Origin of the sequence: Aquabacterium sp. (assembly GCF_016234775.1) — a bacterium.
Lineage (GTDB): Bacteria > Pseudomonadota > Gammaproteobacteria > Burkholderiales > Burkholderiaceae_C > Aquabacterium.
In genome coordinates, this window is record NZ_JACRAH010000042.1 from 125801 (window position 1) to 151809 (window position 26009).

Here is a 26009-nt window from a genome sequence, read left to right on the forward strand (position 1 = left end):
GAAAGGTGATGACAAGTTGAGGCGTGCTCAGGCGATGGTTGAACGCATCAACACGGCAGGAAGTGAGCGCCGAAAGTTGGGAGTTCTCCCTTGTGACTGGCCCGCCGTGCTGGACGAGTTCATCCAAGCCTTCCCGAACTTCTTCGAACTGGCTGATCTGCTGCGTGACCACTTTGCCTTGTCGGCATTGGGCGATCAAAGGGTGGCCTGGCCTCCCGTATTGCTGGTCGGCTCAGCAGGTATCGGCAAGACCGAAGCGGCCAGATGGTTGGCAGAAAAGCTGTCATTGCCATTCCGCGTGCTCGACATGGCCAGTGCGCAGTCAGGCTCTCCTTTGGCGGGGTCTGAATCCTTCTGGAGCAATTCAGAGCCAGGCATGTTGTTTGAGCTCTTGGCCTATCAACCCAAAGCCAACCCGATCATGCTTCTGGATGAGCTGGACAAGGTCGATCAGCAGAAGCCATATGACCCCATGGCGCCGCTTTACACCCTGCTGGAGTCCCGCAGCGCGCGTAGTTTCATGGACCTGTCCATCCGAGACTTCACCATCGACGCCAGCCATGTCAATTGGATTGCCACGGCCAACTGTGCGGACAACATTCCGGCGCCACTGTTGTCGAGGATGGCTGTGTTGCATGTGCAGGCGCCCACGCCCGACCAAGTCGCGCGCATTGCGCAGGCGATCTATGTCCGCATGCGCGCTGAGGCTTGTTGGGGCGAAACCTTTGCATCGAAGCTGGATGACGCAGTGCTAGACCAGCTAAGAGGGTTGCCACCTCGTCAACTGAGCCAAGCGTTGCGCAGAGCCCTCGGTCGGGCCGCTCGCGATGAGCGCGATCACATCACCATTCAGGACTTGCCTCCCGCCATGGGGCCAGCTGTACGCGGAATTGGGTTCATCGCAACATAGAATGCGTATTCCGGACCAAACCAGCCACGCATTCCGATTCAAACCCGCCACTTTGGGCGGGTTGTTCGCGGGAACGGATTACTTCTTGCTCTTGCGATTCGCCCTCATTGAGGTTGTCCCTTTGATCACGATCCGCTCAGCCCCAGTGGCCAGGCGATCCAGAATCGCATCGGCTACGGTGGGATTGCTACTGCCAAGATATTCGTGCCAACGGTCCACGGGCAACTGGCTGGTCACAAGGGTCGCCCGACTTCCGGTTCGTTGCTCAATTACTTCCAGTAAATCGCTGCGGCCAACCGCGCTGAGAGTGTTGATGCCAAAGTCATCTAGGATTAACAAATCAACTTTGGCCAACCTATCCAGGAGCTTTCGGAAGGTACCATCCGCATGGGAGATCGCCAATTCTTCGAGCAGCAAAGATATGCGCTGGAAGCTAACTGAGAGGCCATGGCGACACGCCTGATTGCCCAGTGCGCAGGCCAGCCAGGTCTTGCCATTGCCTGTGGCTCCAGTGACGATCAGGTTCATGCCGCGCTTGACCCTGGTGCACCAACCTAGCGAGGCCATCTCAGCGCGATCAAGTCCCCGATCAGCACGGTACTCGATGTCCTCCATGCAGGCGGCTGACTCGCGCAACTTTGCTGCCTTGAGAAGGCGCTGCAAGCGCCGATTGTCTCTGAAGGTCAATTCTTGATCCACCACCAAGCCGAGGCGTTCCTCAAAGCTAAGATGTGACATTGAAGGGCTGGACAATTGTTCGTCAAATGCATGGGCCATGCCGAAGAGCTTCATCCTGAGCACAAGGTCTACCCCTACTTGCTGCGCGAGCTCAAGAACGAGCGTGCCAACCAGGTCTGGGCCATGGACATTACCTACATCCCGATGGCCAAGGGGGGGTGTACCTGACGGTGGTGCTGGACTGGTGCAGCCGCAAGGTGTTGAGCTGGCGCTTGTCCATATCGATGGACGTGGATTTTTGCATTGAAGCGGTTGAAGAGGCGATTGCTCGCTGGGGCAAGCCAGATATCTTCAACACCGACCAGGGCAGCCAATTCACCAGCCAAGCCTTCACCACAATGCTCAAGGACCATGAGATCGCAATCTCGATGGACGGCAAAGGCTGCTGGAGGGACAACGTGTTCGTCGAGCGCCTGTGGCGCTCAGTCAAGTTCGAAGAGGTGTATCTCAAGGCCTACGCCAGCGTGACCGAGGCTCGACAAAACCTGGCCATCTACATGAACTTCTACAATTGCAACCGGCCGCACTCGACTCACGCGGCCAGCACGCCAGAGATGGCTTACTTTGAATCACTGCCTGCTCTCAAGCTGGCAGCGCAGTTAACCCAACCGGACTGCACTTATCTGCGCCGTTTGAGTGTTCAAACAACCGGGACCACCTCTCTGGCCCCATCTCCATTCATGGCCACTATTGGCTGGGTCTACGCGATCATTTTTAGCTTCGTTTGTGCGGTCTGCTTTTTAACTATCCAATCAGATGCGTCACCCAGTTGGAAACAATGGCTTGGCTCGCTTTTGGTCGGAGTTTGCTGGCTTGGCTCTATCTGGTTCGTGAGCAAAGTACACATCACTCCTTGGCGTTTACTCAAGCAAGTTGGTGTGGTAGAGCGCGCTCAACTCGAACCCCGGGCCTAACTTCTCAGTGACCGTGCCGATGGTGCGCATCGGGGAAATGCGCGTGGGTGTGCCTCATGGGCAGATGGCGATGCATATGCTTGTGCGGCACGCCGGGCACCACAGGGCCCTCATGCACATGCTGATGGTGCGCATCGTGAACATGTTCATGCGCGTGTTCCATGTCCTCATGAGCATGCTCATGGGCGTGGTCCTCCGACAAGTGCAGCCAGACACCCCATCCCATCAAGGCTGCAGCCACCAGCAACTGAACCGTGACGGGCTCATGGAGGAACAGCACAGACACCAGCGCGCCGAAGAATGGGGCCACGGAGAAATAGGCCCCAGTGCGCGATGCACCCAGATGGCGCAGCGCCAGGACGAACAGGGTCAGGCTCGCGCCATAGCTGAGAAACCCGAGCAAACCCGCTGACAAGGTGGTATCCCAACCGGGCCAGCCAGCGCCCAACGCCAGGGCCAATACCAGATTGGTGCCGCCAGCACTCAAACCTTTGGCCATGGCGATGAAACCCGCGTCGTTCAAGGCCACTTTGCGCGTCAGGTTGTTGTCCACCGCCCAGCCCAGGCATGCACCTAGCACCGCCAAAGAGGGCCACAGCGTTGACCTGGCTGCGTGCTCAACGGCTGAAGCAGGCCAACTCAGCACCAGGGCACCGGCCACGATGGCGGCCATGCCCAAGACGATGCGTCGGTCCACGTTTTCCTTGAACACAACCCAGGCCAGCACGGCCGTTAACACGCTCTCTGCATTGAGCAACAAGGACGATTGGGACGCAGACATACCTGCAAGCCCTGTCATCAACAACACGGGTGCTACGACGCCGCCTGTCGCTATTGCTCCAGCCAACCATCCCCAATCGCGCCAGGCCAGCGTCACCGGCGGCACACGCTGGAGGCGACGCACAAGCCACAACCCCATCCCGGAACCCAGGTACAACAGTGCGGCCAGTAGCCAGGGACTTGTCTGGCCAAGCAGAACCTTGGCAAGCGGCGCGCTCACCCCGAATAGCAACGCGGCCACCAGCGCGGCCATGACGCCGATATGTCGATGAGAGAGCAGTTTTTGAATCATGGGTAAGCTGGTTCAAACAAGAAGGATGGCAACCAACAGCCTACATGCTCATGGCACGCCCCGCGCGCCTCGACAACAATGATTCCGATCACTTCTCAAAGGACAGATACAGGAACACCCCGTTGTCTCCCCTAGATGAGCCAATTCCAATGGGAAGGCCAACGCCGTAAACAACTTGCCACCCTGATGCGTGGTTGATCGCTGCGCGAAACCCTGGAATGATGAATGCGGCTGAATCCCAGGCTTTCGAACCATCTGCAGACAATCCCTGCGAGGCTGTCTTGACGCCTTCCAGCATGAAGTTGAAAGTTTCAGACTGCAAATGGATGATGCTGGCCCCGTAGTTGTAGCCGCGCAGATCAGCCTTGAGGCCGGATGCCTCGCGCGCCTTGGGTGTGTATGTCGCACCAGCATTCCAATGACTGATCCACTTATCAGTCAGCTCCCAACTGATCGGCAGATTGACCTGATACCCCATGGCGCCCTGGCCTAGTCCCTTTTTGTAGTCGCCAGTCGGCAATATCAGCGACAACCTCGGGGCGACCGCCAATTTGTCATTGGCCAACAGCTGATAACGATAGTTCAGGGCTACATCACCAATCCCAGAGTGGAATGCATCGTCGCCACCAACACGCGCCAACGGTACGGTGTAGGACAGCTGATGCTGCTGACCGTGGAAGGGCAGTTCGTTGGTAAACGTATAGAGCCATTCTTTGCTCTTATGGGAATATTGAAACGTCTGGATGTATTGAATGACGCCGTCTTCCTGGTTGTACGCCTCTTCTATCAGGAAGGAGTTGTCTTCAATCTTCTTCGACTCTTGCGCGTGTGCGCTGAAAACAGTTGAAGCAGCAAAGGATGCAAGAAGGCACCCGGAAAGAAACGACGGTCTTTGTTTCATGGCAACCCCTTCGTCAGCGCAGTGATGCAATTGAAAATTCACCTGATAACCAAGCATTCATATCGACTGAATATGGCAAGGGCTTAGCAACATGGGGTGCAATATTAGAGAAACCTTGCTCACTTCAAGGGCGCTCGTTGCGCAAGCCAACCTTTCTGAGCGCGAGCTTGCAGTCGCTCACATTGACAAAGACCCATTCGCCCACGCCGACTTCGACTTCGTTGGGGACCGCCACAATCCGCTTGTCCTTGAGGCTAGGGTTCCCGCCATAGCTGTAAGTGGCCACGGCAAACTTGGTATACCCGGCGTTGGCTGTCAACGCCTTCCGACAGTCTTGTTTGTCTGAGTGCACCACCAGTTGGTCCTTTCCCACCTCAAGAATCTGGGCCCGCCGCCAACCTTGAGCGTAGGTATCGGTCGGATCTTGTTTGATCGCACAAGCTGTCGCCAAGGTTGCAATGACAGTAGCCAGGGTCAATTTCATCTTCAGCATGATTTGCTCCTTCAGGTTGAGAAAGTCAGTTCACGGGGAAAAAATCGTCCGAGCGATGCGCCCATCGGTAGAGCAGCGGCAGCACGAACAGGGTCAACACGGTTGATGACAAGATGCCGCCGATGACGACAGAGGCCAGCGGTCGCTGTACCTCGGCGCCTGTTCCGATGGCCACGGCCATGGGCACAAAACCCAGGCTGGCCACCAAGGCCGTCATGAGCACCGGGCGCAAACGCGTCAATGCACCTTCACGAATCGCGGGCTCAAGCGCCATGCCCTTGTCTCGCAGGCTGCGGATGAACGAAATCATCACCAGGCCGTTGAGCACCGCCACGCCCGACAAGGCGATGAAGCCCACGCCCGCCGAGATGGACAGAGGGATGTCGCGCAGCCAAAGTGCGGCCACACCACCCGTCAGTGCAAAGGGCACGCCGGTGAACACCAGCAGGCCATCCTTGACATCGCCAAACATGGCAAAGAGCAGCACAAACACCAGCAGCAGGGCCACGGGCACCACGATGGCCAGGCGCTGCGAGGCCGATTCAAGTTGTTCGAAAGTGCCACCCCAGGTGGTCCAGTACCCGGCGGGTACCTTGACCTTGGCCTCGATTTTGGTGCGGGCTTCACCCACGAAGCTGCCGATGTCTCGCCCTCGCACGTTGGCCGTGACCACCACCAGGCGCTTGCCCTCTTCGCGGCTGATCTGGTTAGGGCCAGGGGTCAAGTCCATCGTGGCCACATCGCCCAGGCGGGCAAAGCCGACGTGGTCATTCAACGCGTTCGCGGGCAAGCGGATGGGCAATTGCCCCAAGGCATCGAGGTCGCTGCGCAAGGCCTCGGGCAGCCGCACCAGGATGTCGAAACGTCTATCGCCCTCGAACACGGCACCGGCCTCGCGGCCACCGAGCGCCGTGGCCAGCGTGTCCTGGATCTCGCCCACGTTCAGCCCCAGGCGGGCAGCCTTCTCGCGGTCGATCTGCACGGACAGCATGGGCAGGCCGGTGGTCTGCTCGACCTTGACGTCCTCGGCACCCGGCACGGCCTCCAGCACTTTGGAGATCTGCTCGGCCGTCTCGTTGAGCGTGTCCATGTCATCGCCAAACACCTTGACGGCCACGTCGCTGCGTACGCCCGAGATCAGCTCATTGAAGCGCATCTGGATGGGCTGCGTGAACTCGTAGTTATTGCCTGGCACCTTCATCACGGCTGTTTGCAAGGCGGCGATCAGGTCATCCTTGCTTCGCTTGGGATCGGGCCATTGGTCGCGCGGCTTGAGCATCACGAAGGTGTCGGCCACGCTTGGCGGCATTGGGTCGGTGGCGATCTCGGCCGTGCCCAGCTTGGCAAACACGGTGTCCACTTCCGGGAATGACTTGACCGTGCGCTCAAGCTGCGCTTGCATCTCGATGGCCTGGCTCAAACTGGTGCCCGGGATGCGCAAGGCATGCAAGGCAATGTCGTGTTCGTCGAGGCTGGGAATGAACTCGCTGCCCATGCGGACGGCCATCAGCACGGCCAGAGCCACTGACACCGCCGTGATGGTCAGCACCAAAGGCTGATGCAACAAGGTCTTGTCCAGCAGGGGTTCATACACCCGCTTTGCCCAGGCCATCAGGCGGTTTTCCTTTTCGTTGACCGGCCCGTTGAGCAGCAAAGCCACGGCCGCTGGCACGAAGGTCATCGAAAGAATCATGGCGCCAACCAAGGCCGCTACCACCGTGAAGGCCATGGGGTGGAACATCTTGCCCTCGACACCCGTCAAGGCAAAGATGGGCAGGTAGACCACCATGATGATGAGCTGCCCGAACAACAAGGGGCGGCGCGATTCCTGTGCGGCGGCAAACACCTCGTGAAAGCGCTCGGTGCGCGTCAGAGGCCGCCCGTGATGCGCCTGCGCGTGGGCAAGACGCCGTACACAGTTTTCCACGATCACCACGGCCCCATCGATGATGATGCCGAAGTCCAGCGCCCCCAGGCTCATCAGGTTGGCACTGACTTGCTGGCTCACCATGCCTGTGAAGGTAAACAGCATGGCCAGCGGGATCACCATGGCCGTGATCAATGCGGCTCGGAAGTTGCCGAGGAAGGCGAACAGGATCACGATGACCAACACCGCGCCTTCGAACAGGTTCTTCTTGACGGTGGCGATCGCCTTGTCCACCAGCACGGTGCGGTCGTAGACCGTTTTGGCGATCACACCGGGGGGCAACGTCTTGTTGACTTGCGCAAGCCGCGCATCGACAGCTTTGGACACCTCACGGCTGTTCTCGCCAATCAGCATGAACACGGTACCCAGCACCACTTCCTGGCCGTTTTCGGTAGCTGCACCTGTGCGAAGCTCCTTGCCCAGCACCACCTCAGCCACATCGCGGATGCGCACGCTGACACCCTGCGCCTGCTTGACGACGATACTACCGATGTCGGCCATGCCCTGCACCTGGCCGGGTGCGCGGATCAGGTACTGCTCGCCCCGCCGCTCGATGTAGCCTGCGCCCACATTGGCGTTGTTGCGCTCCAGGGCTGTGACCACGTCACCCAGGCTCAGGCCATGGGCGACGAGCTTGGCCGAATCGGGTGCGACCTGGAATTCCTTGGCATAGCCACCAATGGTGTTGATCTCGGTCACGCCCGGCACGTTGCGCAACTGCGGCTTGATGATCCAGTCCTGGATCTCTCGCAAGTCCATGGGCGTATAGGGCTGGCCATCGGCCTTGAGGGCGCCTGGCTTGGCCTCCACCGTCCACATGTAGATCTCACCCAGGCCCGTGGTGATCGGTCCCATGGCCGGGCTCAAACCAGCAGGCAGCCTGCCTCGCGCCTCCTGGATGCGCTCATTGACCAACTGGCGAGCAAAGTAGATGTCGGTGCCATCCTTGAAGACAACAGTCACTTGCGACAGGCCGTAACGCGACAAGGAGCGCACCTCGCTCAGGCCTGGCAGCCCTGCCATCGTTGTTTCGATGGGAAAGGTCACCCGCTGCTCGGCCTCCAGCGGCGAATAGCCGGAGGCCTCGGTGTTGACCTGGACTTGGACGTTGGTGACATCCGGCACGGCGTCGATGGGCAACTTCTGATAGCTGTACACACCAACAGCGGCCATGGCCAGCGTGGCCAGCAGCACCAGCCAGCGCTGCTCCAGGGCAAAGCGCAAGATGCGCTCAAACATGCTCAGGCCTTCAGTGCTCATGACTGGCTCCTGCCTTGCCCAAATCGGCCTTGATCACAAAGCTGTTCTTGGCGGCGTAACGCTCGCCTGCGTTCAAACCACTGAGCACCTCCACGACACGGCCGTCGCTTCGTCCCAATTGCAGGGGACGCGCCTCCAGTTGCTGCCCATAGCGGCCAAAAACCACCTGCCAATCCCGCACGCTTTGGATGGCATCCGCCTGCACAGCCACGGGCACCTCGGCCTCGCCTGACGTGACTTCCACACGCACCGGCAAGCCCGGGCGCCACAGGCCCTTGGGATTGGGCAAGACCACCCGCGCCGTGGCGCTTCGGGTCTGCTCGCCCACCAGGGCACTGACATAGGTGATCGTGCCCGCTGCTTGCGTGTCAAAGCCTGAGGCCTTGACCTGCACCGTCAGCCCCGAGCGGATGTCGCCCAGGTCCTTGGTTGCCACCGGCGCTTCCACCCACACTGACGACAAGTCAGAGATGGTGAACACGGGCTCGGTCTCACCCAGCGACTGCCCCACCGTGATGCGCTTGTCGGTGACGATGCCGTCAATGGGCGAGCGCAACTCGAAACGTGTCAGGTTGCCACTGCCTGTAGCCGTGGCGCCCAGGTTGGCGAGCTTTTGGCGGATGTTCTGCTCGGCGATCTCGGCCTCTTGCAAGGCAGCGCGTGCCTGTTGGTAGTCCTGCTCGGCGGAGATCTTGTCCTGCCAGAGCTTTTGCTCGCGCTCAAAGGTGGAGCGAGCCAAGGCCAAGCGCTTTTGAGCCGCCACGCCTTCGGCGCGTTGATCGGCCAGCGCAGGGCTGGACAGCACGGCCAGGACCTGACCCTTGCGAACACGGTCACCCGCGCTGACCGGCACGGCTTCGACCAGGCCCGCCAGACGCGGCACCACTTGCACAGTGCGGTCACCGTTGTAGCGAACTTCGCCCAGCAAAGCCAGTTGGCTGTTGATGCGCGCAGGGCCCGCCACGGCCAGCGTCACCCCGGCCTGCTGCAGTTGGGCATCGCTCATGGTGACGCGGGCTTCCTCCTGCTCATAGCCAAAGCGGTGGGTCTGACCGCCTTGCGTGGCCTCGATCGCGACCTTGAAGGAGTGTGGCTCGACCACCTCGGCATCGCCTCGCAGGAAGTCGCCCTTTGGCTTGAACTGGATCACCTCAGGCGCACGGCCCAAGCGCTCCAGTGTCAGCTTCACCGAGGCCTGAGCAGGGGGCAAGGGCTTGCCATTCAATGTGGGGTAGAGCCGAAACTCTGGCGGAACGCCGTCTTCAAAAATGGTGACTTCCAGACCAAAACTGCCAGCACTGAAGATGCGGCCACCGTGAGGGCCTTTGGCTGGTTTGGCCTGCGCAGCTTCTTCATGATGCTCTTCATCACCGTGCTCTTTGGCATCAGCATGAGGCTTGGTGGCCCCGCCACCGTGGTGCTCGTCATCGGCGTGCCCTTGGGCCTCAGCATGTTCTGCATGGCCATGTTCATCGCTGGCCTGGGGCTTGTCCTTCTGCAGGATCGCCCAGCCCAGCAGCGCGCCCAAAACGACGACGACTGCGATGGCCAGCCTGGATTTGTGTTGAGTGGAGTTGTTCATGGTCTCAGTCTTTCGTCGGGGTGGGCTCGCCCAGCAGCTCCTGCAAGCGGGCATCGGCTTGATAGGCCTGGGCGGCGGCGCTCAGCGCCTGTGTTTCTGCCTCGAAGAGGGTGCGTTGGGCATCGAGCACGTCGAGGAAGCCGAATTTGCCCAGCTCGTAGCCTTTGGTGCTGGCAGCAAAGGCTTGGCGCGCGGCGGGCAAGACCTTTTCGCGCAGGGTCTGGGCCTGCGCCAGCGCAGAGCTCAGTTGCGACAGCGCCTGCACGGCCTGCGCTTGGACACTGGCGCGCAAGGCATCGAGTTCGGCCCGGGCCTTGTCTTCGCGGCGGCTGGCTTCCAAGATGGCGCCCTGGTTGCGGTCGAACAGTGGTAGCACCAGGCTCACACCCACGATGGGTTGATCACGGCCCAACTGCTGGTCGCGCTTGGCACCCAGCGACACCGTCAGATCCGGTGTGCGGCGCGAGCGCTCCAGATCGCTCAGGGCTTGTCGGCGAGAGATTTCCTGTTGAGCCCGAGCGATGGCCGGTGACGCCGCCAGGCGCTCAGACAAGGGCTCCCACAGTTCAGCGGAAGGCAGCCGTCCAATGTCTGCTTCAACGCGTTCGAACTGGACGGTTGGATCGCCCAAAGCTTGACGCAGTTGGGCCACCGCAGCACGCCACTCAGCTTGGGCAGCGGTGCTCGCCGACAGCGCCTGCGCCTCAGCCACCTGTGCCTTGAGCTCTTCGACGGGAGACACCTTGCCCGCCAGCACCCGCTTGGAAGCCGCCTCACGCGCCTGAGAAGACAAGCGCGCCAGTTCACTGGACAGCCTCATGCGTTCTTGCGCTATAGCCACGCCATGAAACGCCGCCATCACCTGCGACCTGACCTGGGCACGCCGCGCGGCCACATCCAGTTCAGCCTGGCCTTGGGCGGCCTGTGCTGCGCTGATGCGCGCCGAGCGTTTGCCGCCCAGTTCGATGGGCTGATTCAACTGGATGGTGGTGGTGCGCGTGGCTTGGCGGGTGTCTTCCACCAATGTGGACAACTCGGGGTTTTGCCAAGCACCAGCTTGTTGCGTGGCACCTTCACTGGCATCGCGCTCCAGCATAGAGGCGCGCAAATCTGGGTGGTGTGCAAGCGCCGTGGCCAGCGCCGCATCCAGGCTGAGGCTTTGCCCCCAGGCTGCTTGAAACATGAAAGGGATACACAGGGCTGCAAAAGCCATGCGTGACGCCCAGGAAACATCAAACCGTCGCATCGAATTCTCCGCAAATCAGCAGGGGACATTCGGCGAACAGGTCAAGGGCTCAGCTTGAGCGCCTTGATCGCACAGCGCATGTGAGAGGAAGGTGGTGGCCCACCAGCCTCACGTGGCCAGGATCACATCAGGAGGATGTGTGCAGTAAACCCGTCTCGCCGATTCAGCGCGAGACAGTCCAATTCGGGCGTTCGATGCGGGTTGCATCGAACGAGGCGTAACTCGCCAGTGGCGAGGCCACACCGTCCGCCTCAGGCAATGGCCCAAGCAGCGGCACAGCGGCAGACGGCAGGGAAACACCGGAGCAGCAATGGTGATCGTGATCGAGCATTGCCGACGCCTTGCCGGTTTCCTTGTCGCCACCATCATGATGAACGCCATCCGCATCAGAGTGATGGTGATGCACATGGTGGCCAAAATGATGTGATTGGCTCGGCGCACTTTCGTGCAGGCAGTACGGTTCCATGGCAGCCCAAACGGCTTGGAACGGCAGCAATACCAGCAGGAAAATGGCAATCAATCGACGCATGGCGACCAGTATATCGGCAGGCAAATCAAAATCTGAGCCCGATCAGCGTGACGAATTGACGCGCAGCAGCCGCAAGCCATTGCCAACGACCAGCAAGCTGGCGCCCACGTCTGCGAACACGGCCATCCACATCGTGCCCAGGCCCGTCAGCGTCAGCACAAGGAACACCGCCTTGATGCCCAGGGCCAGCACGATGTTCTGAACCAGCAGCGCATGGGTGCGACGCGACAGGCGCACAAAGCGCGGCAACTTGCGCAAATCGTCATCCATCAAGGCCACATCGGCCGTCTCGATGGCAGTGCCCGTGCCCGCCGCGCCCATGGCAAAGCCAATGTCGGCGCGGGCCAGCGCGGGCGCGTCATTGATGCCATCGCCCACCATGCCCACTGCACCACCTTGCTTGATCTTGCCCTCAATCGCCCTGAGTTTGTCCTCGGGCAGCATGTCGCCTTGGGCTTCGTCGATGCCCACTTGCGCCGCAATGGCGCGGGCCGTGTGGGCGTTGTCACCCGTGAGCATGACCGTCTTGATACCCAGTTCGTGAAGTTCCGCGATGGCCTGGCGGCTGCTGTCCTTGACCGTGTCGGCCACGGCAAACAGGCCCTGAACGCTTTCTTCGTCGGTCAGCAAGATGACCGTCTTGCCTTGTTCTTCCAAGGCGGTCAAACGTGCTTCCAATGCCTCAGAGCAGCGGCCCTGCTCATGGATCAGGCGGTGATTGCCCAAGAGGTAGGCCTTGCCACCGATGAGTCCCTTGGACCCACGCCCAGGTAGCGCCTCGAACGCATCCACGTTGTGCAGGGCGATGCCATCTTGTTGATCCGCAGCGGCCAAGGCGCGTGACACCGGGTGGTCGGAGCGGCTGGCCAGACTGGCCGCCAAGCTTCGAACATCTGCCTCACTATGGCCGTTCAATACGACGAAGTCTGTCTGCACAGGCTTGCCATGCGTGATCGTGCCGGTCTTGTCCAGGGCCAACCAAGCCAGCTTGCGGCCCTCCTCCAGGTAGGCCCCGCCCTTGATCAAGATGCCTTGGCGCGCGGCTGCGGCCAGGCCACTCACGATGGTCACGGGGGTTGAGATCACCAGTGCGCAGGGGCAAGCGATGACCAGCAGAACGAGGGCCTTGTATACCCAGTCGAACCACACGCCTCCCATCAACAAAGGCGGCAGGATGGCCACGGCCAGTGCGATGGCAAAAACGACGGGCGTGTAGACGCGTGCGAATTGATCGACGAAGCGCTGCGTCGGCGCCTTGGCACCTTGCGCCTCTTCCACGGCATGAATGATGCGCGCCAAGGTACTGTCGCCCGCCGCCGCCGTCACGACGTATTCGAAAGAGCCCGACTCGTTGATGGTCCCGGCAAAGACCGCATCGCCCTGGGCCTTGTCCACGGGCAGGCTCTCACCCGTGATGGGTGCCTGGTTGACCGTCGAGCGCCCGCTGGCGATGGTGCCATCCAGCGCGATGCGCTCACCTGGTTTGACGCGCACACGCGCCCCCACGGCAACCGACTTGGCAGCGATCTCTTGCCAACTGCCGTCAGCTTGCAGGACGGTGGCGCGCTCAGGCGTCAATTGCATCAACCCCTGAATGGCGTTGCGAGCACGATCCAGTGACTTGGCCTCGATCAACTCCGCCACCGTGAACAGCACCATCACCATGGCCGCCTCGGGCCACTGGCCCAGCACCAGCGCACCCGTCACGGCAATGCTCATCAAGGCATTGATGTTGAGGTTGCCGTTTCGGATGGCCACCCAGCCCTTTTTGTAGGTCGTGATGCCGCAGGCCAGCACGGCAGTGACCGCTAGCACGGCGGCCAGCCATGTCGGCAAACCCAGCCAGTGCACGGCCTCAGCAGCGATGGCGGCCGCACCGGCCAGGGCGAGCGGCCACCAGGGCTTGGCAGGTTCAGGCGCGAGGGCAGCGTCGGATGAAGTGCCTGTGGCGATTTCTGGCGTGAAGCCCAGAGATCGGACCGCATCGAGGATGGGTTCAATGGCTTGAGGCTCGTGTGACACGGTCAACACACGCTGCATCAGGTTGAATTCCATGCCCAACACTCCGGCCATGCCGCCCAACCTCTTGCGCAACAAAGCTTCTTCCGTCGGGCAGTCCATCTGCATGATGCGGATGGGAGTTTGTGTACTTGCCCCCATGGCCACGGGCTCGCCCAAAGCCACAGGAACAGGCTTCACATCATGGCTGCAGCAAGTCGTCTCGCATGACGCAACAGGTGGCATGGCTGCCGGGGATGTCGCGCTGCAAGGCTCGTCGCCATGGGCATGGTCGTCGTGCGAATGGTGTTCGTGATGGCTGGACATGGGGATTTGAGTAACCGTTTGGCCCATTACACAACCTGAAGCTACTATAGAGTCAAGGGGTTTCTGGAGTTTTCATGAAAATCGGTGAATTGGCCCAGGTGGCGCAGTGCACGGTCGAGACCATCCGCTATTACGAAAAGGAAGGCCTGCTGCCTGCGCCTGGCCGCACGGCAGGCAACTTCCGCGTGTACGGGCCCGAGCACGTCGAGCGGTTGCGCTTCATCCGCAACTGCCGTGCGCTGGACATGAGCCACGATGAAATCCACACCTTGCTGGGTCTGGCAGACAAGGCGGAGCAAGGTTGCGGCGCGGTGAACGAGGTTTTCGATCAGCACATCGCCCACGTCGATGAGCGCATACGGGAGCTCACCCACCTCAAGCAGCAATTGGCCACCTTGCGCCAGCGATGCCAAAGCGTGCAAGCCGTGCAGTCGTGCGGCATCTTGCAGGGTCTGGCGGCCATGGAGGCTGAACCCAAATCAGAGCGACACACCCATCTGGGCTGAACAGATCAAGAGGCACACCATGCAAAACAAGGATCACTGGGAAAAGGTTTACACCACCAAGGCGCCGGACAGCGTGAGCTGGTTTCAAGCGCATGCCGACATGTCCATGCGCTTGATTCGAGCAAGCGGCCTCGGTCGTGATGCGGCCATCGTCGATATTGGCGGTGGGGCCTCCACGCTGGTCGATGACCTGCTGGGCGACGGCTATACCAACGTGACCGTGCTGGACCTGTCTGCCGCCGCCTTGGCAGAAAGTCAGCACCGTCTGGGTGCCCGAGCGGCTTGCGTCAAATGGGTGGAGGCGGACATCACCCGCGCCACCTTCGATCCCCACAGCATCGACCTCTGGCATGACCGCGCCGTGTTCCACTTCCTGACCGCGCAGGAGGACCGTCAGACCTACGTCAAACAGGTCTTGCAGGCGCTCAAGCCAGGAGGCCACGTCATCATGGCGACCTTCGGCAGCCATGGCCCCACGCAGTGCAGTGGCCTGCCCGTCATGCGCTACGCACCGGATGAGCTGCACGCCGAATTTGGGGAGGCGTTCACCATGCTAAGCCACGAAGAGCAAATACACCACACGCCCTTCGGGAGCGATCAGCAGTTCATCTACTGCATGTGCCGAAAACAAATGGCATGAACGCTTTGCATCGTGCATTTTCTCGACATCCACCACCTGCAGCTTTACCAATCAAGAGTGCTGGTGTGAGCTAATTCAGACTCTAGAGTCCATTGCGATCCCATGTGGATAGCCCGACTAGTAAGGGCTTCAAACTACGAACCATTCAATCGGCGCTACGGTCCTTTTGCAGTGGGTTTCGAGAGCAAGATGGCCTTGATCGAATGGACAGCCCAACAAGCGGAAAGGTGTTGGTGACGCAATGTTTTTACGAACCAACTCCGTAGCCAAATGAAACTTTCATTCGAATAGCTGGACTTGCTTTCATCGGATTCAGTGGACTTCTATGAAGCGGAAGGAGTGGTGGTTTTGAATTGGAATGGCCGGTGGGTTTGAAATGGAACATCTGGTGCTTTTGATCGGAATACGCAATAGAAGGCTCCCTCCCAAAGGCCGCCCCGGATATCGATAGAAAATATGCGGCAAATCGGATAACTCACAGGGTGATGGAATGGATCTCAAAAGACTGGCCGCGCTGGCGAGCTTGATCATGGTGGGCTGCGCAACGCCTCCGCCGAAGGAGGCTGCAATGGACTGGGCAGCATTCATCGCTTCCGTGCCTGGCTCGGTGATCAGCGACGTGGATTACCAGACCTCGACGCTCAAGCGCAGTGCGCATCGGGCCAATACGCCAGGGCTGGCACAAACCAAGGCCAGCTTTGGCTCTTGGTGCCAAACCCATGGCGGTAAGGCCTCCGATACGCCGCTGTCGCCCGGAACTGGCGTGGCGCAATCTTTCCATGTCGCCTCTGCGGCCTGGTCGAACCAGGATCTGGTCCTGCGTGGAGATCGTTACAGCAGCACGTCGCTGTTCTGCTTCGATGGCCAGGCGCAGTTGATGGCCGTGATGTTTGTCCGAACCTATGGCGGTTATCGCAACTCGCGCTATGAGCCGGACAAACTGCCAGCTCCGGTGATTGCTTTTTACACGCCGGACCAAGCCGCCCAATTCGCGGATTTCTACAACGCCAAGGAAAAGGAGCGCAGCGACGCCATCATCAAAGAAAGCCAGCGTCGCTCAGATCGTCAGGCCGAAGAGACTCGCCGTCTGCGCAGTGCGCCGAAGGTAGGCGACCAGACCATGGAAGGCATCGTCATAGAGCTGCGTCCACCTCTCGCGTTGATCCAGTACAGTGCGCTTCAGCGCCAGATGTTTGGCAAGCCGCAGTCAGAGTGGGTGCCGATCACGTCGTTGACTGCGCCGCGCTGAGGCTGTGCTTTTCGTGGCACCGGGCTGACTACGGTCATTACGATAATTACGATAGTCACCTGGTGTTTAGCCTCGCTGGTGCGACTGACCACACCCATGGCAGAACCAAGTCTTGCGCCATTGATCTTTGGCTGCGCTGTACTCTTTGGCCTGGATGTGCCAGGCCTTCATCAGCAGCCAACCCAATGCGATCAGGCCCAAACCAGCAAGCGCCTCTTTCCAGTTGTGGGCAAGCATGGCGACCGCTGACATGTCCAGCCTGCAGCTCCGCTCAAATACGTCACAGGTCGTCGATGCGTGGTACGTGACCGCGCCGCCAAGTCCATAGCTCACCACAAAAGGCAAAGGCGATGGCGGAGAGGGCGGTGCGCAATGCTGAGCAAGCAACGTGGCCTGCGAGCCGTGGCTGCTTCCCTGCGCAAACTGGCCATTCGACGTGAAGGCGATGTGCTCGGCTTGAAAGTGCTGTGTTCCATCGGCATGCACCACGGCCATCAGCTGAATGTGGGGGCTGCCGCAACGAGGACATTGCATCGACATGTTCACCCCTCCGCTCCTTCGGTGTTGACGGTGCAGGTCAGCGTGGGATCGCCGCCCTCCATGTCAGCAGAGAGCACACCGACCTTGGTCAAGCGGCCATAGGTCTTGCCGTCCTTGCCTAACTTCAAAGCGGCTGCTTTCACCACTTCCTGCCAGCTGACACCCGGCATGAAGCTGCGATAAACGTGCTCACCGCCATCGCGAGAGACGGCGACCTTTCGCACGGTGAGCCCATGAATCCTGAGGGGTTCGGGTAAGGTCACCGGTGTGATGCCTTGGTCTGGGCTCCATCCCGATAGCCTGAGTGCCGCCTCGGCTTGATCAAAGCGTTGGGTGATAGAGGCGCAAGACAGCGCCTGTTCAAGCTGGATCTTGGCCTTGCTGCCCCATGGCTGCACAGTTGCGCTGGCGCCATACCCGACCAGCCACAGATTCGTCGGCGCGCCAGGTTGCCAGCCGGTGTCGCGCACTAGTTGCTGAATGAAACCTTGGAAGGCAAGTTGTTGCCTCTCGCTGATCGGTTGCCTGTCGGGAATGGCCAGCATCGGCGGTTTGGGCCCGGAGGTGCGCACGTTGCCGCTGTGTTCAATGGCGGTCTGTTGCATGAACAGATGCAAGTTGGCTGCGTTGTTGACCGCGTAACCGAGCGATTGCCCCCGGCAAACTGAGAAGGAGGGTACCGCTTCTGACTTGCTCATGCTCCACCAGATCGTGGCGGTCGCCGACCAACAGTCGTTCCGGACCCAGTCGGTCACCGTGACGGCCACACGAGGAAAGTGAGTCTTATTCGTGCCGTCGTAGGGATGCTTGCTAAAGACACCTGCCAGAGGCGTCGTGCGGACACTCGGCAAGGCTGCCCTATCTTGGCGCTCGAAGTTGTCTGGTGCAGCAGCCTGAGCAGGCTTTGTTGAGGTACCCACTGACAGTCGCACCTTGGTTGACCCGTCGGGTTGCGCTTGTGTGGTGACACACCCTGATAGGGCCTGCATCAGAGCAAGCACACCGATGGATGTCATCAGGCGCAGGCTGGAGGCCTTGTGATGGCAGCGCGACTTCACGCTGCCCGTGGTGTTGAGTCGTCGCTGACTTTTCATGATCTTGCTTCCCTCTCGAATGTTATCTATAGACACGTGTCAATAGTGTACATATTCGGAAGACTCGCTGTCCATGAGACCGAGTCGAAACCAATCGTTGATCGAAGCCTTGGGGGTGGAGATCAAGGTGCGCAGGTTAGAACTCGGCTTGTCGCAGGAAGACCTGGCGGGGCGCTGTGAGTTGGATCGGCCTTACATCACTCTGATCGAGAGCGGGCGCAAGCAGCCCACCATCAGCGTGCTGCATCGGCTGGCGGGGGCCTTGGAGTTGTCGCTGGCGGAAATGTGTGGTCGTGTCGAGGTGCGCTACCAAGCGACGGCGACCTAGGCAGTTCAAGTCGAGCTGAATGGGATTTGAGAAACTGGGAAACGTGCAGGCCACGTCAACCTAGTTTTTTTGCCAAATCTTCTGCTCTTGGGTGGTAGTACCTCTTCAGCATCCGCAGGTCCTTGTGCCCTGTCACGGCTGACAACTCCAGCATGTTCGAGAGCTTGTCGGCCAGCCTTGACGCTGCCTCGTGGCGGCTGTCATGGAAGTGGACATCTTCCAAAAATCCTGGCACGGGCCTCTTCTTTTGAGCCTTGCAGTCCGCCAGGTATTGTTCGCGCGCCCGTTCAACGGCACGGGTGAAGCCCTTGCGCAGAGCCATGGCCGTGGTGCTGAACACCGGACCCACCCGTGGGTCATCGTTGCTGCTGTGCTCGTCTTCAAGCTCATAAGGCAAAGACTTCAGGATCGCAACGGCGCGCGTGGACAACGGCACCGTACGGGCATCGCCGTTCTTGGTGTCCGGCAAGTGTGCCGTCTGCTTGTAGAGATCGACAAACTCCCACCGCAACGCCAGCAGCTCACCTCGGCGCATCGCGGTTTCCAGGGCCAGTCGCAACAAGGGAGCCAGCCAGGGGTTACGCGTTCCCTTGGTGAATGTCCCATCTGTGCGGCGCTCCCCGCTTTCCAGGTGGCTCAGCAGATACCGCTCCTCGTCTGGGGAAAAGCGTCGATCTCTGGCCTTGGCCTTCTCTGGGCGCTTCACGTACGGAATCGGGTTGTCCACATAGATGCCCCATTCGCGGCGAGCGTGGTTCAGCACCGTGGAGATCACGTCAATTTCACGATTGACGGTAGCGCCCGACACCACAGCCAGGCGACGGTCACGCCACGCCGCCACGGCCTTGCTGGTGATGGCGGTCATCTTCAGGCTCACCAATGCTGCATCGCGCAGGATCACGTCGATCTTCACGGCCTCGATCTCAGCCGACTTCTTGCGGGGCGTCACTTCCTGCTTGTAGCGCTGCAAAATCTTGGCGAGGGTGTTGGCTTCGGCTTCCTTGCGGTCCACGAAGCCGGTGGTTTCCATCTCGCGCTCCAGGCCTCGCATCCACTTCTCTGCATCCTCGCGGTACATGAAGGTCTTGGTCTGTTGTGGAAAGCCATTGCGGCGCACCCGCGCTTGCCACTGCAACTCGCCTCTTTTTTTGATGTTGCCCAAGGTGTTGCTCCTGATTTTTGGTTGCCGCTGTCGCACCAGTGTCGCAAAAAATGAGGAAATCAACCAGTGGCTAAGCAGGCATTGAATGTCTGGTTGCGTTCGGGACGTAGAGGCCGGAGGTTCGAATCCTCTCACCCCGACCAGGTTTCCCAGAGGCAAATGCCCAGGAGGCCCATCAATAAAGGGTTCTCTCCCTTTGACCTTCCCACAATCCCTCCCACAAATAAGCCTCTCAATTGGCTGTGTGGGACAATCTGAGTGTGTCGAAGTTGCCAAAGAGAACCCCCTACCTCGTCCTCAAGGGCGGACGTTCCTACTTCCGTATTCGCATCCCAGATGACCTGCGTGAGGCCATCGGCAAGAAGGAGCACAGCGAGGCCCTGGGAGACCTGAACAAGGCTCAAGCCGAAGTCCAGTCGGCCCATCTCGGTGCGCAGTGGCAAGCCCGTTTCCTGGCCGAGCGCCACCGCCTTGGACTGGCCCCGAGTCCGCCCGCCCCAGCCCCAACTGTGGTGCAACAGGTTCGCCCTGCCACCCTTGATGAGGTCAGGGCTGTAGCTGCCCTGGCTGCTCAGCGGCTACTCCACCTTGATGAAGAGAACCGCATAGAAGGGTGGTCCTGGCCGGGCAGTGACAGCGCAGAGTTTGGACCCGGTAGGTCGCTGGAAGAGGTCGTCCCCGAGGCTGTCTCCGGACGGAACCTGCGCGGGCTCAAGGACAGGGCAGAGGATTGGCTGGCCGCTCATGGGCTGGACTTGCCTTCGGACGAAGGGGAGCAGCGCCGGGCACTGTATGCGTGGTCTCAGGCTACTGCCAAGGCACTGGTGGGACGCAAGCAGCGGGACAGGGGCGAGGTCTTCGATACGCCTCCGGAGCCCGATATGCCCGAGTCAATCTCAGCAAGCGAGGCCGCCCGCTTTGGCCCGGCAGACAAGCCCGCCCACTTGCTGACGCTCCGCGATGTGCTGGAGCTTTGGCGCAACAAGGGTAAGCGCCCCACGTTGAAGACCATCGACACCGCCGAGCGCATCGTGGCTCAGTATGAGGAGGTCCTCGGGAACCCTCCGTTACTGAAGCTGACCCGTCAACAGGGACTGAAGTTTCGGGATTGGCTCCTCGACCAAGGCCAGTCACCCCGCACCGCTGCCGACCGGCTGGGCTATGTCTCCCGCCTGATTCGTTTCGAGATGCAGGAGCAGCAGCGCATAACGGTCAACCCATGGGCAACCATCAAGATTGAAGGCTCTAGGGAGCGGGTAACGGTGCGCAAGCCCATCAAGGCGGACAAGCTGGCGGCCCTGTTCGCTGCCCCGCTGTTCCAGGCGTATGACCTACCCACGGTGCGGACGGCGGGCCGGGATGCCTCCTACTGGATTCCCATCCTTGGCGCGTACACGGGCGCACGGGTGACTGAGCTAGCGCAGCTCCTGACCACCGACATTCGGCAGGACGGGTGCCTCTGGTGCATCTCGATCATAGATGAGCAGGCGTGGCAGTCCGTCAAGAACACTTCCTCCAAGCGCGTCATCCCGATGCACCCGGAGCTGATACGGCTGGGGCTGCCAGAGTACGCAGCCAGCTTGCGGCTGGCGGGGCATGAGCGGCTGTTCCCCATGGCGCCGGTCTCAGACCTTAACAATGCGGGTGGGCCCTTCGCTACTTGGTTCTCAAAGCTCAAGGCGCGCCATGGGTGGGGGCCTGAGAACACCTTCCACTCCTTCCGGCACACCATCGAGACCATGCTCAAGCGTAAGCAGGTCTACCCCTTCAACATCAATGCGTACACGGGGCACAAGCAGAAGGGCGGGGATGCGGACACCACCTACAGCCACCCAGAACCCGCAGACCTGGTGGACGTGGCGGAGGCAGTTAAGCACGAGGGCCTTGTGCTACCCCGCGTGTTCCCCCCTGCCGGTTGGGTACCGCCGCCACTGGTGGATGGCATTCTGACTACGAAGCCCCGCGAACGGGATGCCGCCTGAACCGGGGGCTCTGTGCTGGCTGGTTGGCCTTGATGGCAAAAAAGACAGGTGCACGCGGATGCACATCCGCTGAGCGTCTGACAACCCCGTCAGGGGCTGCCAGTTGCCATTTACTTGTTACGGCCTTCTCTTATGTAACGCCGCAGATCCCCCATGGATATTGGGTTCTAGCCCTGTGCTGTTGACTGTAGGTGTCCATTTTGTACACCCCAGATTGGGCCCGTGACTGCCCTGTGGTCAGAACTCATCGACATTCACCAGTGGGGCGGGACTGGGGAGGTCAACAAGTAGCGCATGCAGTTCCCTTGCCAAGGTGTCCCGCTCATCGGCGGGCAAACTCAATGCAAGTGTGACCACTCGGCGCAGGTTGTCCCGTACTTCGTCCAGCGGGGATGGGCCAGCGGGGACCTCCATCAGGCCGCCCGGGGCCTCGTTGCCTTCGTCCTTGGACATTGCTTTGAAGATGTTGGGGAAGTCCTTCTCCATCCAGTTGCGCAGGGTGTTGTGATTCATGCCCAAGGCCGCGCCCATCTCTCGATAGCTTTGCCGCTTGCGGGTCCCCTTAACAACATGCCAATACTTGCGGGCCTTGACGTAGGCCCCGAAGACCTTACGGCGTTCTGCTGGCTTGAGTTGCACCCCGTGCCCCATGTTGGCCTCAGCGGCTACCCATATTGCATCGTCCATGGACATTGGCGCCACAAGTACACGGACCAAGGTTGTCGGGCCGAGGCACTCCATGACCAGCGCATCGGCTTCCCATCGGTGCCACCCATCAAGCAGATAGAACCGGCTGGCTCCCTGCTTGTCGGCTACCTCTGCGACCTTGATGGGCGGGGGAGTCTTTCCGGCCCGGGTCATGTCCCGATACTGACGAATGGCGCCTGGGTTCAGCTTGGCGCGAACCTGAAGGGCTTGGAGTCGGAGGATCTGTTCACGGTCCAGCCACTCTTCGGTCCACTGGATGGCTTCAGCGGAAGACGATTGCTGTTCTTGTGCGCTGGGTTTGGTCATGGGCATGTGCTGCGTTGTCTGCGTTCTGCGTGTGTTGCTTGTGTTCGTGGGCGATGAGGGCGAAGACCTCGTTAAAGGTCACGGCCTGCCTGGTGCGTGCCTGGGTGGCCCGCTGGGTGTCCTTGATGTGGTCGAAGGCGGATACCGGGATGGGGACTGTCCGGAAGACAACCTTCTCCCGCTCGGGTTGCTGGTGCTGCATTGCTGCGTTCTCCTGTTGGTTTGCGCAGGGGGCCGGGGTGCCTTCTGCTATAGCTGGTGTTTATCGATATTATTTTGTTGATAGTCTGTAGCTGCCATTAGGCAAATCAACGGGTTAGCTGGCGATTTGACCTCCTGCGCATGCTCCAGATTTGGACCATCTTCAAGGCGCCCTGGACCGGCCCTCGTCACGCCTCCCGGGGGGCATTGAGGTACTGATACAGCGTCTCCCGGCTGATACCGTAGGCCTCTGCCAGGGCTGTGCGTCCCTTGCCATTTGCCGCCTTGTCCTTGGCCCGCAGCTCCTGCGCTTGCTCCGTGGTCAGCTTCGGGGCTCGGCCCTTGTAGACGCCCTTGGCCTTGGCCAGCTCGATGCCCTCCCGCTGGCGCTCCCGGATCATGTCCCGCTCAAACTGGGCAACAGCGCCCAGCAGGTGCAGCATGAGGGTTGCCATCGGGTCGTCCTGCTCGGGCCTGAAAGTCTGCCGCTCCTTGATGAACTCCACCGATGCGCCCCGCTTGGTGAGGCTGTCGATGATGGCCTTGAGGTCCCCCAGGTTGCGGGCCAGCCGGTCCATCGAGTGAACCACCAGAGTGTCCCCCTTGCGGCAATGCTTGAGGGCAGCTTGCAACTGTGGGCGCTCGACCGTGGCCCCGCTCACCTTGTCTTCAAACACTTCGTCCAGCTCCAGGCCCTCAAGCTGGCGGGCCGTGGACTGGTCCAAGGTGGACACGCGGAGGTATCCAACCCGCTGGCCCTTGGTCTGCTGTGGGGCCGGGGAGGTGCTGGGGGTCTTGCTGGTCATGGCCTGCCTGTCGGTTGAATGTGTCAGGCTGGACTCTAGACCATTGATATCAATGTGTCAAGAAATTGAATTATGACCCTAATCGGACATATTTCCGGGTACACACCTGTCAGGTGAATATGTGGCCTTGAGGTATACCCCAGACTGACACTAGCGGCATTAACCATGCCAGTCGGCCCCTTGGTCAGCACTGAGGAGCGTTTATAGGTGGGGAAGTGACGCTACATGGCAGGCCCGCTGTGAAAACCGATGGGGCATGGGGGGCGTTCAGGAGGCGGAATGCTTAGGTACGTGCTCGGAAAAGTTCGCTATGGAGTTCGGGCCTGGATGCGTTAACTCGCTCCACATGGCGTGGGCCCCTTCGATAAAAAGAACTCCGTCGTGGCGAGGCTTGGTTTTCAGTTTGCTACAGTCCCAAGCATGGCTAACCAACTTGAATTCATCTCACTCTTCTCTGGTGCCGGTGGCTTGGACCTCGGTTTCGAGGCTGCCGGGTGGGAGTGCCTCTACGCCTCTGACATCGACGTATGCGCAGTGGAAACGCTGAAGGTCAACCAGGGTAAATGGGTCGGTGGACAACAGGTTCTCGGGCAGACAGTGATTGAGCAAGCTGATGTGGCCGCGCTTAGCGGTTCCGAAATCCTGCGAAAAATAGATCGGCGCAAGGGGGAAGTGCCGTTGCTTGTGGGGGGGCCCCCCTGCCAGTCCTGGAGCAGTGCAGGTAATCAACTTGGATTCGAGGATCCGCGTGGACAACTGTTCAAGGACTACGTGAGAATTGCCTCGGAGACTGGTGTCCGCTGGCTCGTGTTTGAGAATGTCCGAGGATTGCTTACTGCGCGTGGTCCTGATGGACAACCAGGGTCAGCTTTGGAACACATTCGCAAGGTACTTTTAGACGCGGGTTTCCAAACGGAAGTCGAATTGTGCAACGCTGCAGACTTTGGAGTTCCGCAGCGCCGCGTTAGGTTAATTTTGATAGGTTTTCGTGCTGGCGATAGGCCTTCCTTCCCGAAGGCCACGCACTCAAAATCGCTCGACTTGGTGGGGGGCGAATTGCAGCCCTGGAACACTTTGGGGGGCTGCCTAGCCGGCCTGGAGCCCCTTGCCCATGATGAGGTAATTCGGGCCAACCCATCGTTGCATGCTCAATTGTCTGTGTTACAGCCAGGCTCAGGTGTAAAGAGCCCGGGGAAAAAGGAAACGACGCGTCCTGGCGGGCATTGGGGCTACAAGCAAGGAGCATTCGTCGCAGACCTCGCACTGCCCGCTCGCACTGTGACTGCCAGCGGTCAGCAAGATTGGGTAAAGGATCCTAAGCTTGGGCTTCGTCGCCTGTCTCCACGAGAGTGCGCCGCTATTCAGACCTTCCCCTGCAACTGGGAGTTCGTTGGCAAACGCTCAGACCAGTATCGACTTATTGGGAATGCGGTCCCCGCAGGCTTGGCGTATGCAATTGCCTGCGAGTTGAAGCGTAGTGTTGAGGCCGGAGCTAAACGCCTGAAGGATCCGGCGTTGACCTCTCAACTAATCCCATTGCGTCCACATCTCCAGTCCGCAATTCACTACACCCGCAAGGAGGAAATTAGAAATGGTGACTCGCGTCGGGTTGCGCCTATCAAACGACGGAGCCGTGTGGCAGCAATGCAATGAGGTCAATGACAGTGGATGCCATCTACGAATATCACACAAAACAGGCGGAAGTTGCCAAAGCGATTTATATTGCGTCAAGGACTCCAGATAGCGATGCCAACGATTGGAACTTGGCAATACGTGAGGCTCGTGCGTTGTTAGCTGACGCGTTAAGGGCGTCCAATTTGCTTCAATCTGTTGACCAAGCCCTTCAGACAAAAGGGGCTCACATGCTTGCTTTCAGGCATATGACTGCTCCGCCAATCAGTCAAGATCAATTTTCTCTCGCATGCCCGGAATGGATCAAGGGCTCAGAGAAGCCTGAGTCAAGGCCACTCAAGGCAATTGCGGCTTCCGCCGTTGCTGCGCAATTCCACATTAGGCGCTCCCGCCCGCTCACGCCTTGGGTCACGGAGGGGCGCAAACCGCGTATGACAGAGGTTAAGCGACTGCTTTGGTCAGTAGCCCCCCTGCTGGCAAGCCAGCAATTGGCAACCCTTCAACGTAACCGCGCGGCAAGTGCGCAAGAAGGTGCGGTTATTGACCTGTTGGCCTCCAAGGGATGGACCAGGCTTCAGGCCAGTCTGCTAGACACACGAGCGACCCTTCCGGTACGGCACTACATGCATAAGACCCGCTTCGCAACGGCATCTAATGCGCCACAAGAAGTTGACATAGCCTTGGGCTTGGAAGGATCCATCGTTCTTGCCACTGAGTGCAAGGTATCAAATGACGCGACCAACTCGATTAAGCGGGTCAACGATGTGTTGAAGAAGGCGAAGGCATGGAAGGATCACTGGGGAAACTTCGTTAAAACTGCCGCGCTACTCCAAGGGGTCATAGCTGCGAAAGACGTTCATCGGCTTCTGGATGATGGCGTCGAAGTGTTCTGGTCTCACGACTTGAGTGTGTTCGAAACTTGGATCGATGCCCGAACCTGACTTGCATCACTTAGAAG

General features: G+C 59.9%; 23 protein-coding genes and 1 pseudogene. 9 read left to right on the forward strand and 15 right to left on the reverse strand.

Features of this window, described 5'->3' with window-relative positions; all coding sequences use genetic code 11:
* Positions 1-76 precede the first annotated feature (76 nt).
* Entirely contained in the window at positions 77-910 is an 834-nt protein-coding gene (locus tag HY836_RS12815; RefSeq protein WP_290676542.1) for an AAA family ATPase, read from the forward strand.
* A 78-nt stretch (positions 911-988) separates the two neighbouring features.
* Here HY836_RS12815 and istB read toward each other — a convergent pair whose 3' ends face one another.
* Complete coding sequence (gene istB, locus HY836_RS12820; RefSeq protein WP_290676629.1) at positions 989-1687, reverse strand: IS21-like element helper ATPase IstB; 699 nt, start codon at positions 1685-1687, stop codon at positions 989-991.
* 15 nt (positions 1688-1702) lie between these two features.
* Here istB and HY836_RS12825 point away from each other — a divergent pair.
* Positions 1703-2223: pseudogene (locus HY836_RS12825) on the forward strand (IS3 family transposase); the annotation flags it as partial.
* 343 nt (positions 2224-2566) lie between these two features.
* On the opposite strand, the gene HY836_RS12830 reads toward HY836_RS12825, so the two are convergent.
* The 8 genes from HY836_RS12830 to HY836_RS12865 all read right to left on the reverse strand — a co-directional run bounded on the left by HY836_RS12830 (position 2567) and on the right by HY836_RS12865 (position 13732).
* Positions 2567-3634 carry a DMT family transporter gene (locus tag HY836_RS12830; RefSeq protein WP_290676543.1) on the reverse strand — a complete coding sequence of 356 codons (1068 nt, stop codon included), beginning with the start codon at positions 3632-3634 and terminating at the stop codon, positions 2567-2569.
* Between the two features lie 88 nt (positions 3635-3722).
* Complete coding sequence (locus HY836_RS12835) at positions 3723-4592, reverse strand: hypothetical protein (protein WP_290676544.1); 870 nt, start codon at positions 4590-4592, stop codon at positions 3723-3725.
* 67 nt (positions 4593-4659) lie between these two features.
* Positions 4660-5028 carry a hypothetical protein gene (locus tag HY836_RS12840; RefSeq protein WP_290676545.1) on the reverse strand — a complete coding sequence of 123 codons (369 nt, stop codon included), beginning with the start codon at positions 5026-5028 and terminating at the stop codon, positions 4660-4662.
* Positions 5029-5053: 25 nt separating this feature from the next.
* Positions 5054-8194, reverse strand: a complete 3141-nt coding sequence (locus HY836_RS12845; protein WP_290676630.1) for a CusA/CzcA family heavy metal efflux RND transporter — start codon at positions 8192-8194, stop codon at positions 5054-5056.
* Positions 8195-8204: 10 nt separating this feature from the next.
* Positions 8205-9797, reverse strand: a complete 1593-nt coding sequence (locus HY836_RS12850) for an efflux RND transporter periplasmic adaptor subunit (RefSeq protein WP_290676546.1) — start codon at positions 9795-9797, stop codon at positions 8205-8207.
* A 4-nt stretch (positions 9798-9801) separates the two neighbouring features.
* Positions 9802-10980, reverse strand: coding sequence for a TolC family protein (locus HY836_RS12855; protein ID WP_290676547.1), 1179 nt, complete (start codon positions 10978-10980; stop codon positions 9802-9804).
* Positions 10981-11206: 226 nt separating this feature from the next.
* Positions 11207-11572 (reverse strand): hypothetical protein, encoded by a 366-nt coding sequence (locus HY836_RS12860; protein ID WP_290676548.1) that lies wholly within the window; start codon positions 11570-11572, stop codon positions 11207-11209.
* Positions 11573-11614: 42 nt separating this feature from the next.
* On the reverse strand, positions 11615-13732 hold the full coding sequence (locus HY836_RS12865; protein WP_290676631.1) for a heavy metal translocating P-type ATPase: 2118 nt from the start codon (positions 13730-13732) through the stop codon (positions 11615-11617).
* A 239-nt stretch (positions 13733-13971) separates the two neighbouring features.
* Here HY836_RS12865 and cadR point away from each other — a divergent pair, with 239 nt between their 5' ends.
* The 3 genes from cadR (at position 13972) to HY836_RS12880 (ending at position 16292) form a co-directional block, all read left to right on the forward strand.
* The gene (gene cadR / locus HY836_RS12870; RefSeq protein ID WP_290676549.1) at positions 13972-14403 is read left to right on the forward strand and encodes a Cd(II)/Pb(II)-responsive transcriptional regulator; all 432 of its coding nucleotides are present in this window, start codon (positions 13972-13974) and stop codon (positions 14401-14403) included.
* Between the two features lie 19 nt (positions 14404-14422).
* Positions 14423-15043: a class I SAM-dependent methyltransferase gene (locus HY836_RS12875; protein WP_290676550.1), complete on the forward strand. Its 621-nt coding sequence runs from the start codon at positions 14423-14425 to the stop codon at positions 15041-15043.
* Positions 15044-15566: 523 nt separating this feature from the next.
* Entirely contained in the window at positions 15567-16292 is a 726-nt protein-coding gene (locus HY836_RS12880; RefSeq protein ID WP_290676551.1) for a hypothetical protein, read from the forward strand.
* Between the two features lie 66 nt (positions 16293-16358).
* Here the strand turns inward: HY836_RS12880 and HY836_RS12885 are convergent, their stop codons facing one another.
* Both HY836_RS12885 and HY836_RS12890 read right to left on the reverse strand, forming a co-directional pair.
* Positions 16359-16787, reverse strand: a complete 429-nt coding sequence (locus HY836_RS12885; protein WP_290676552.1) for a hypothetical protein — start codon at positions 16785-16787, stop codon at positions 16359-16361.
* 47 nt (positions 16788-16834) lie between these two features.
* On the reverse strand, positions 16835-17530 hold the full coding sequence (locus tag HY836_RS12890) for a hypothetical protein (RefSeq protein ID WP_290676553.1): 696 nt from the start codon (positions 17528-17530) through the stop codon (positions 16835-16837).
* A 469-nt stretch (positions 17531-17999) separates the two neighbouring features.
* On the opposite strand from HY836_RS12890, the gene HY836_RS12895 reads away from it, so the two are divergent.
* Entirely contained in the window at positions 18000-18254 is a 255-nt protein-coding gene (locus HY836_RS12895; RefSeq protein ID WP_290676554.1) for a helix-turn-helix transcriptional regulator, read from the forward strand.
* A gap of 55 nt (positions 18255-18309) precedes the next feature.
* Here the strand turns inward: HY836_RS12895 and HY836_RS12900 are convergent, their stop codons facing one another.
* Positions 18310-19416 carry a site-specific integrase gene (locus HY836_RS12900; protein WP_290676555.1) on the reverse strand — a complete coding sequence of 369 codons (1107 nt, stop codon included), beginning with the start codon at positions 19414-19416 and terminating at the stop codon, positions 18310-18312.
* Positions 19417-19676: 260 nt separating this feature from the next.
* On the opposite strand from HY836_RS12900, the gene HY836_RS12905 reads away from it, so the two are divergent.
* Positions 19677-21398 carry a DUF6538 domain-containing protein gene (locus HY836_RS12905; RefSeq protein WP_290676556.1) on the forward strand — a complete coding sequence of 574 codons (1722 nt, stop codon included), beginning with the start codon at positions 19677-19679 and terminating at the stop codon, positions 21396-21398.
* 237 nt (positions 21399-21635) lie between these two features.
* On the opposite strand, the gene HY836_RS12910 is transcribed toward HY836_RS12905, so the two are convergent.
* The 3 genes from HY836_RS12910 to HY836_RS12920 all read right to left on the reverse strand — a co-directional run bounded on the left by HY836_RS12910 (position 21636) and on the right by HY836_RS12920 (position 23419).
* Positions 21636-22412, reverse strand: a complete 777-nt coding sequence (locus HY836_RS12910; RefSeq protein ID WP_290676557.1) for a hypothetical protein — start codon at positions 22410-22412, stop codon at positions 21636-21638.
* Complete coding sequence (locus HY836_RS12915) at positions 22369-22614, reverse strand: hypothetical protein (protein ID WP_290676558.1); 246 nt, start codon at positions 22612-22614, stop codon at positions 22369-22371. Before HY836_RS12915 ends, HY836_RS12910 begins: the two co-directional genes overlap by 44 nt.
* A gap of 187 nt (positions 22615-22801) precedes the next feature.
* On the reverse strand, positions 22802-23419 hold the full coding sequence (locus tag HY836_RS12920; RefSeq protein WP_290676559.1) for a recombinase family protein: 618 nt from the start codon (positions 23417-23419) through the stop codon (positions 22802-22804).
* Between the two features lie 420 nt (positions 23420-23839).
* Here HY836_RS12920 and HY836_RS12925 point away from each other — a divergent pair, with 420 nt between their 5' ends.
* Entirely contained in the window at positions 23840-25072 is a 1233-nt protein-coding gene (locus tag HY836_RS12925; protein WP_290676560.1) for a DNA cytosine methyltransferase, read from the forward strand.
* 5 nt (positions 25073-25077) lie between these two features.
* Complete coding sequence (locus tag HY836_RS12930) at positions 25078-25992, forward strand: XamI family restriction endonuclease (protein ID WP_290676561.1); 915 nt, start codon at positions 25078-25080, stop codon at positions 25990-25992.
* Positions 25993-26009: the final 17 nt, after the last annotated feature.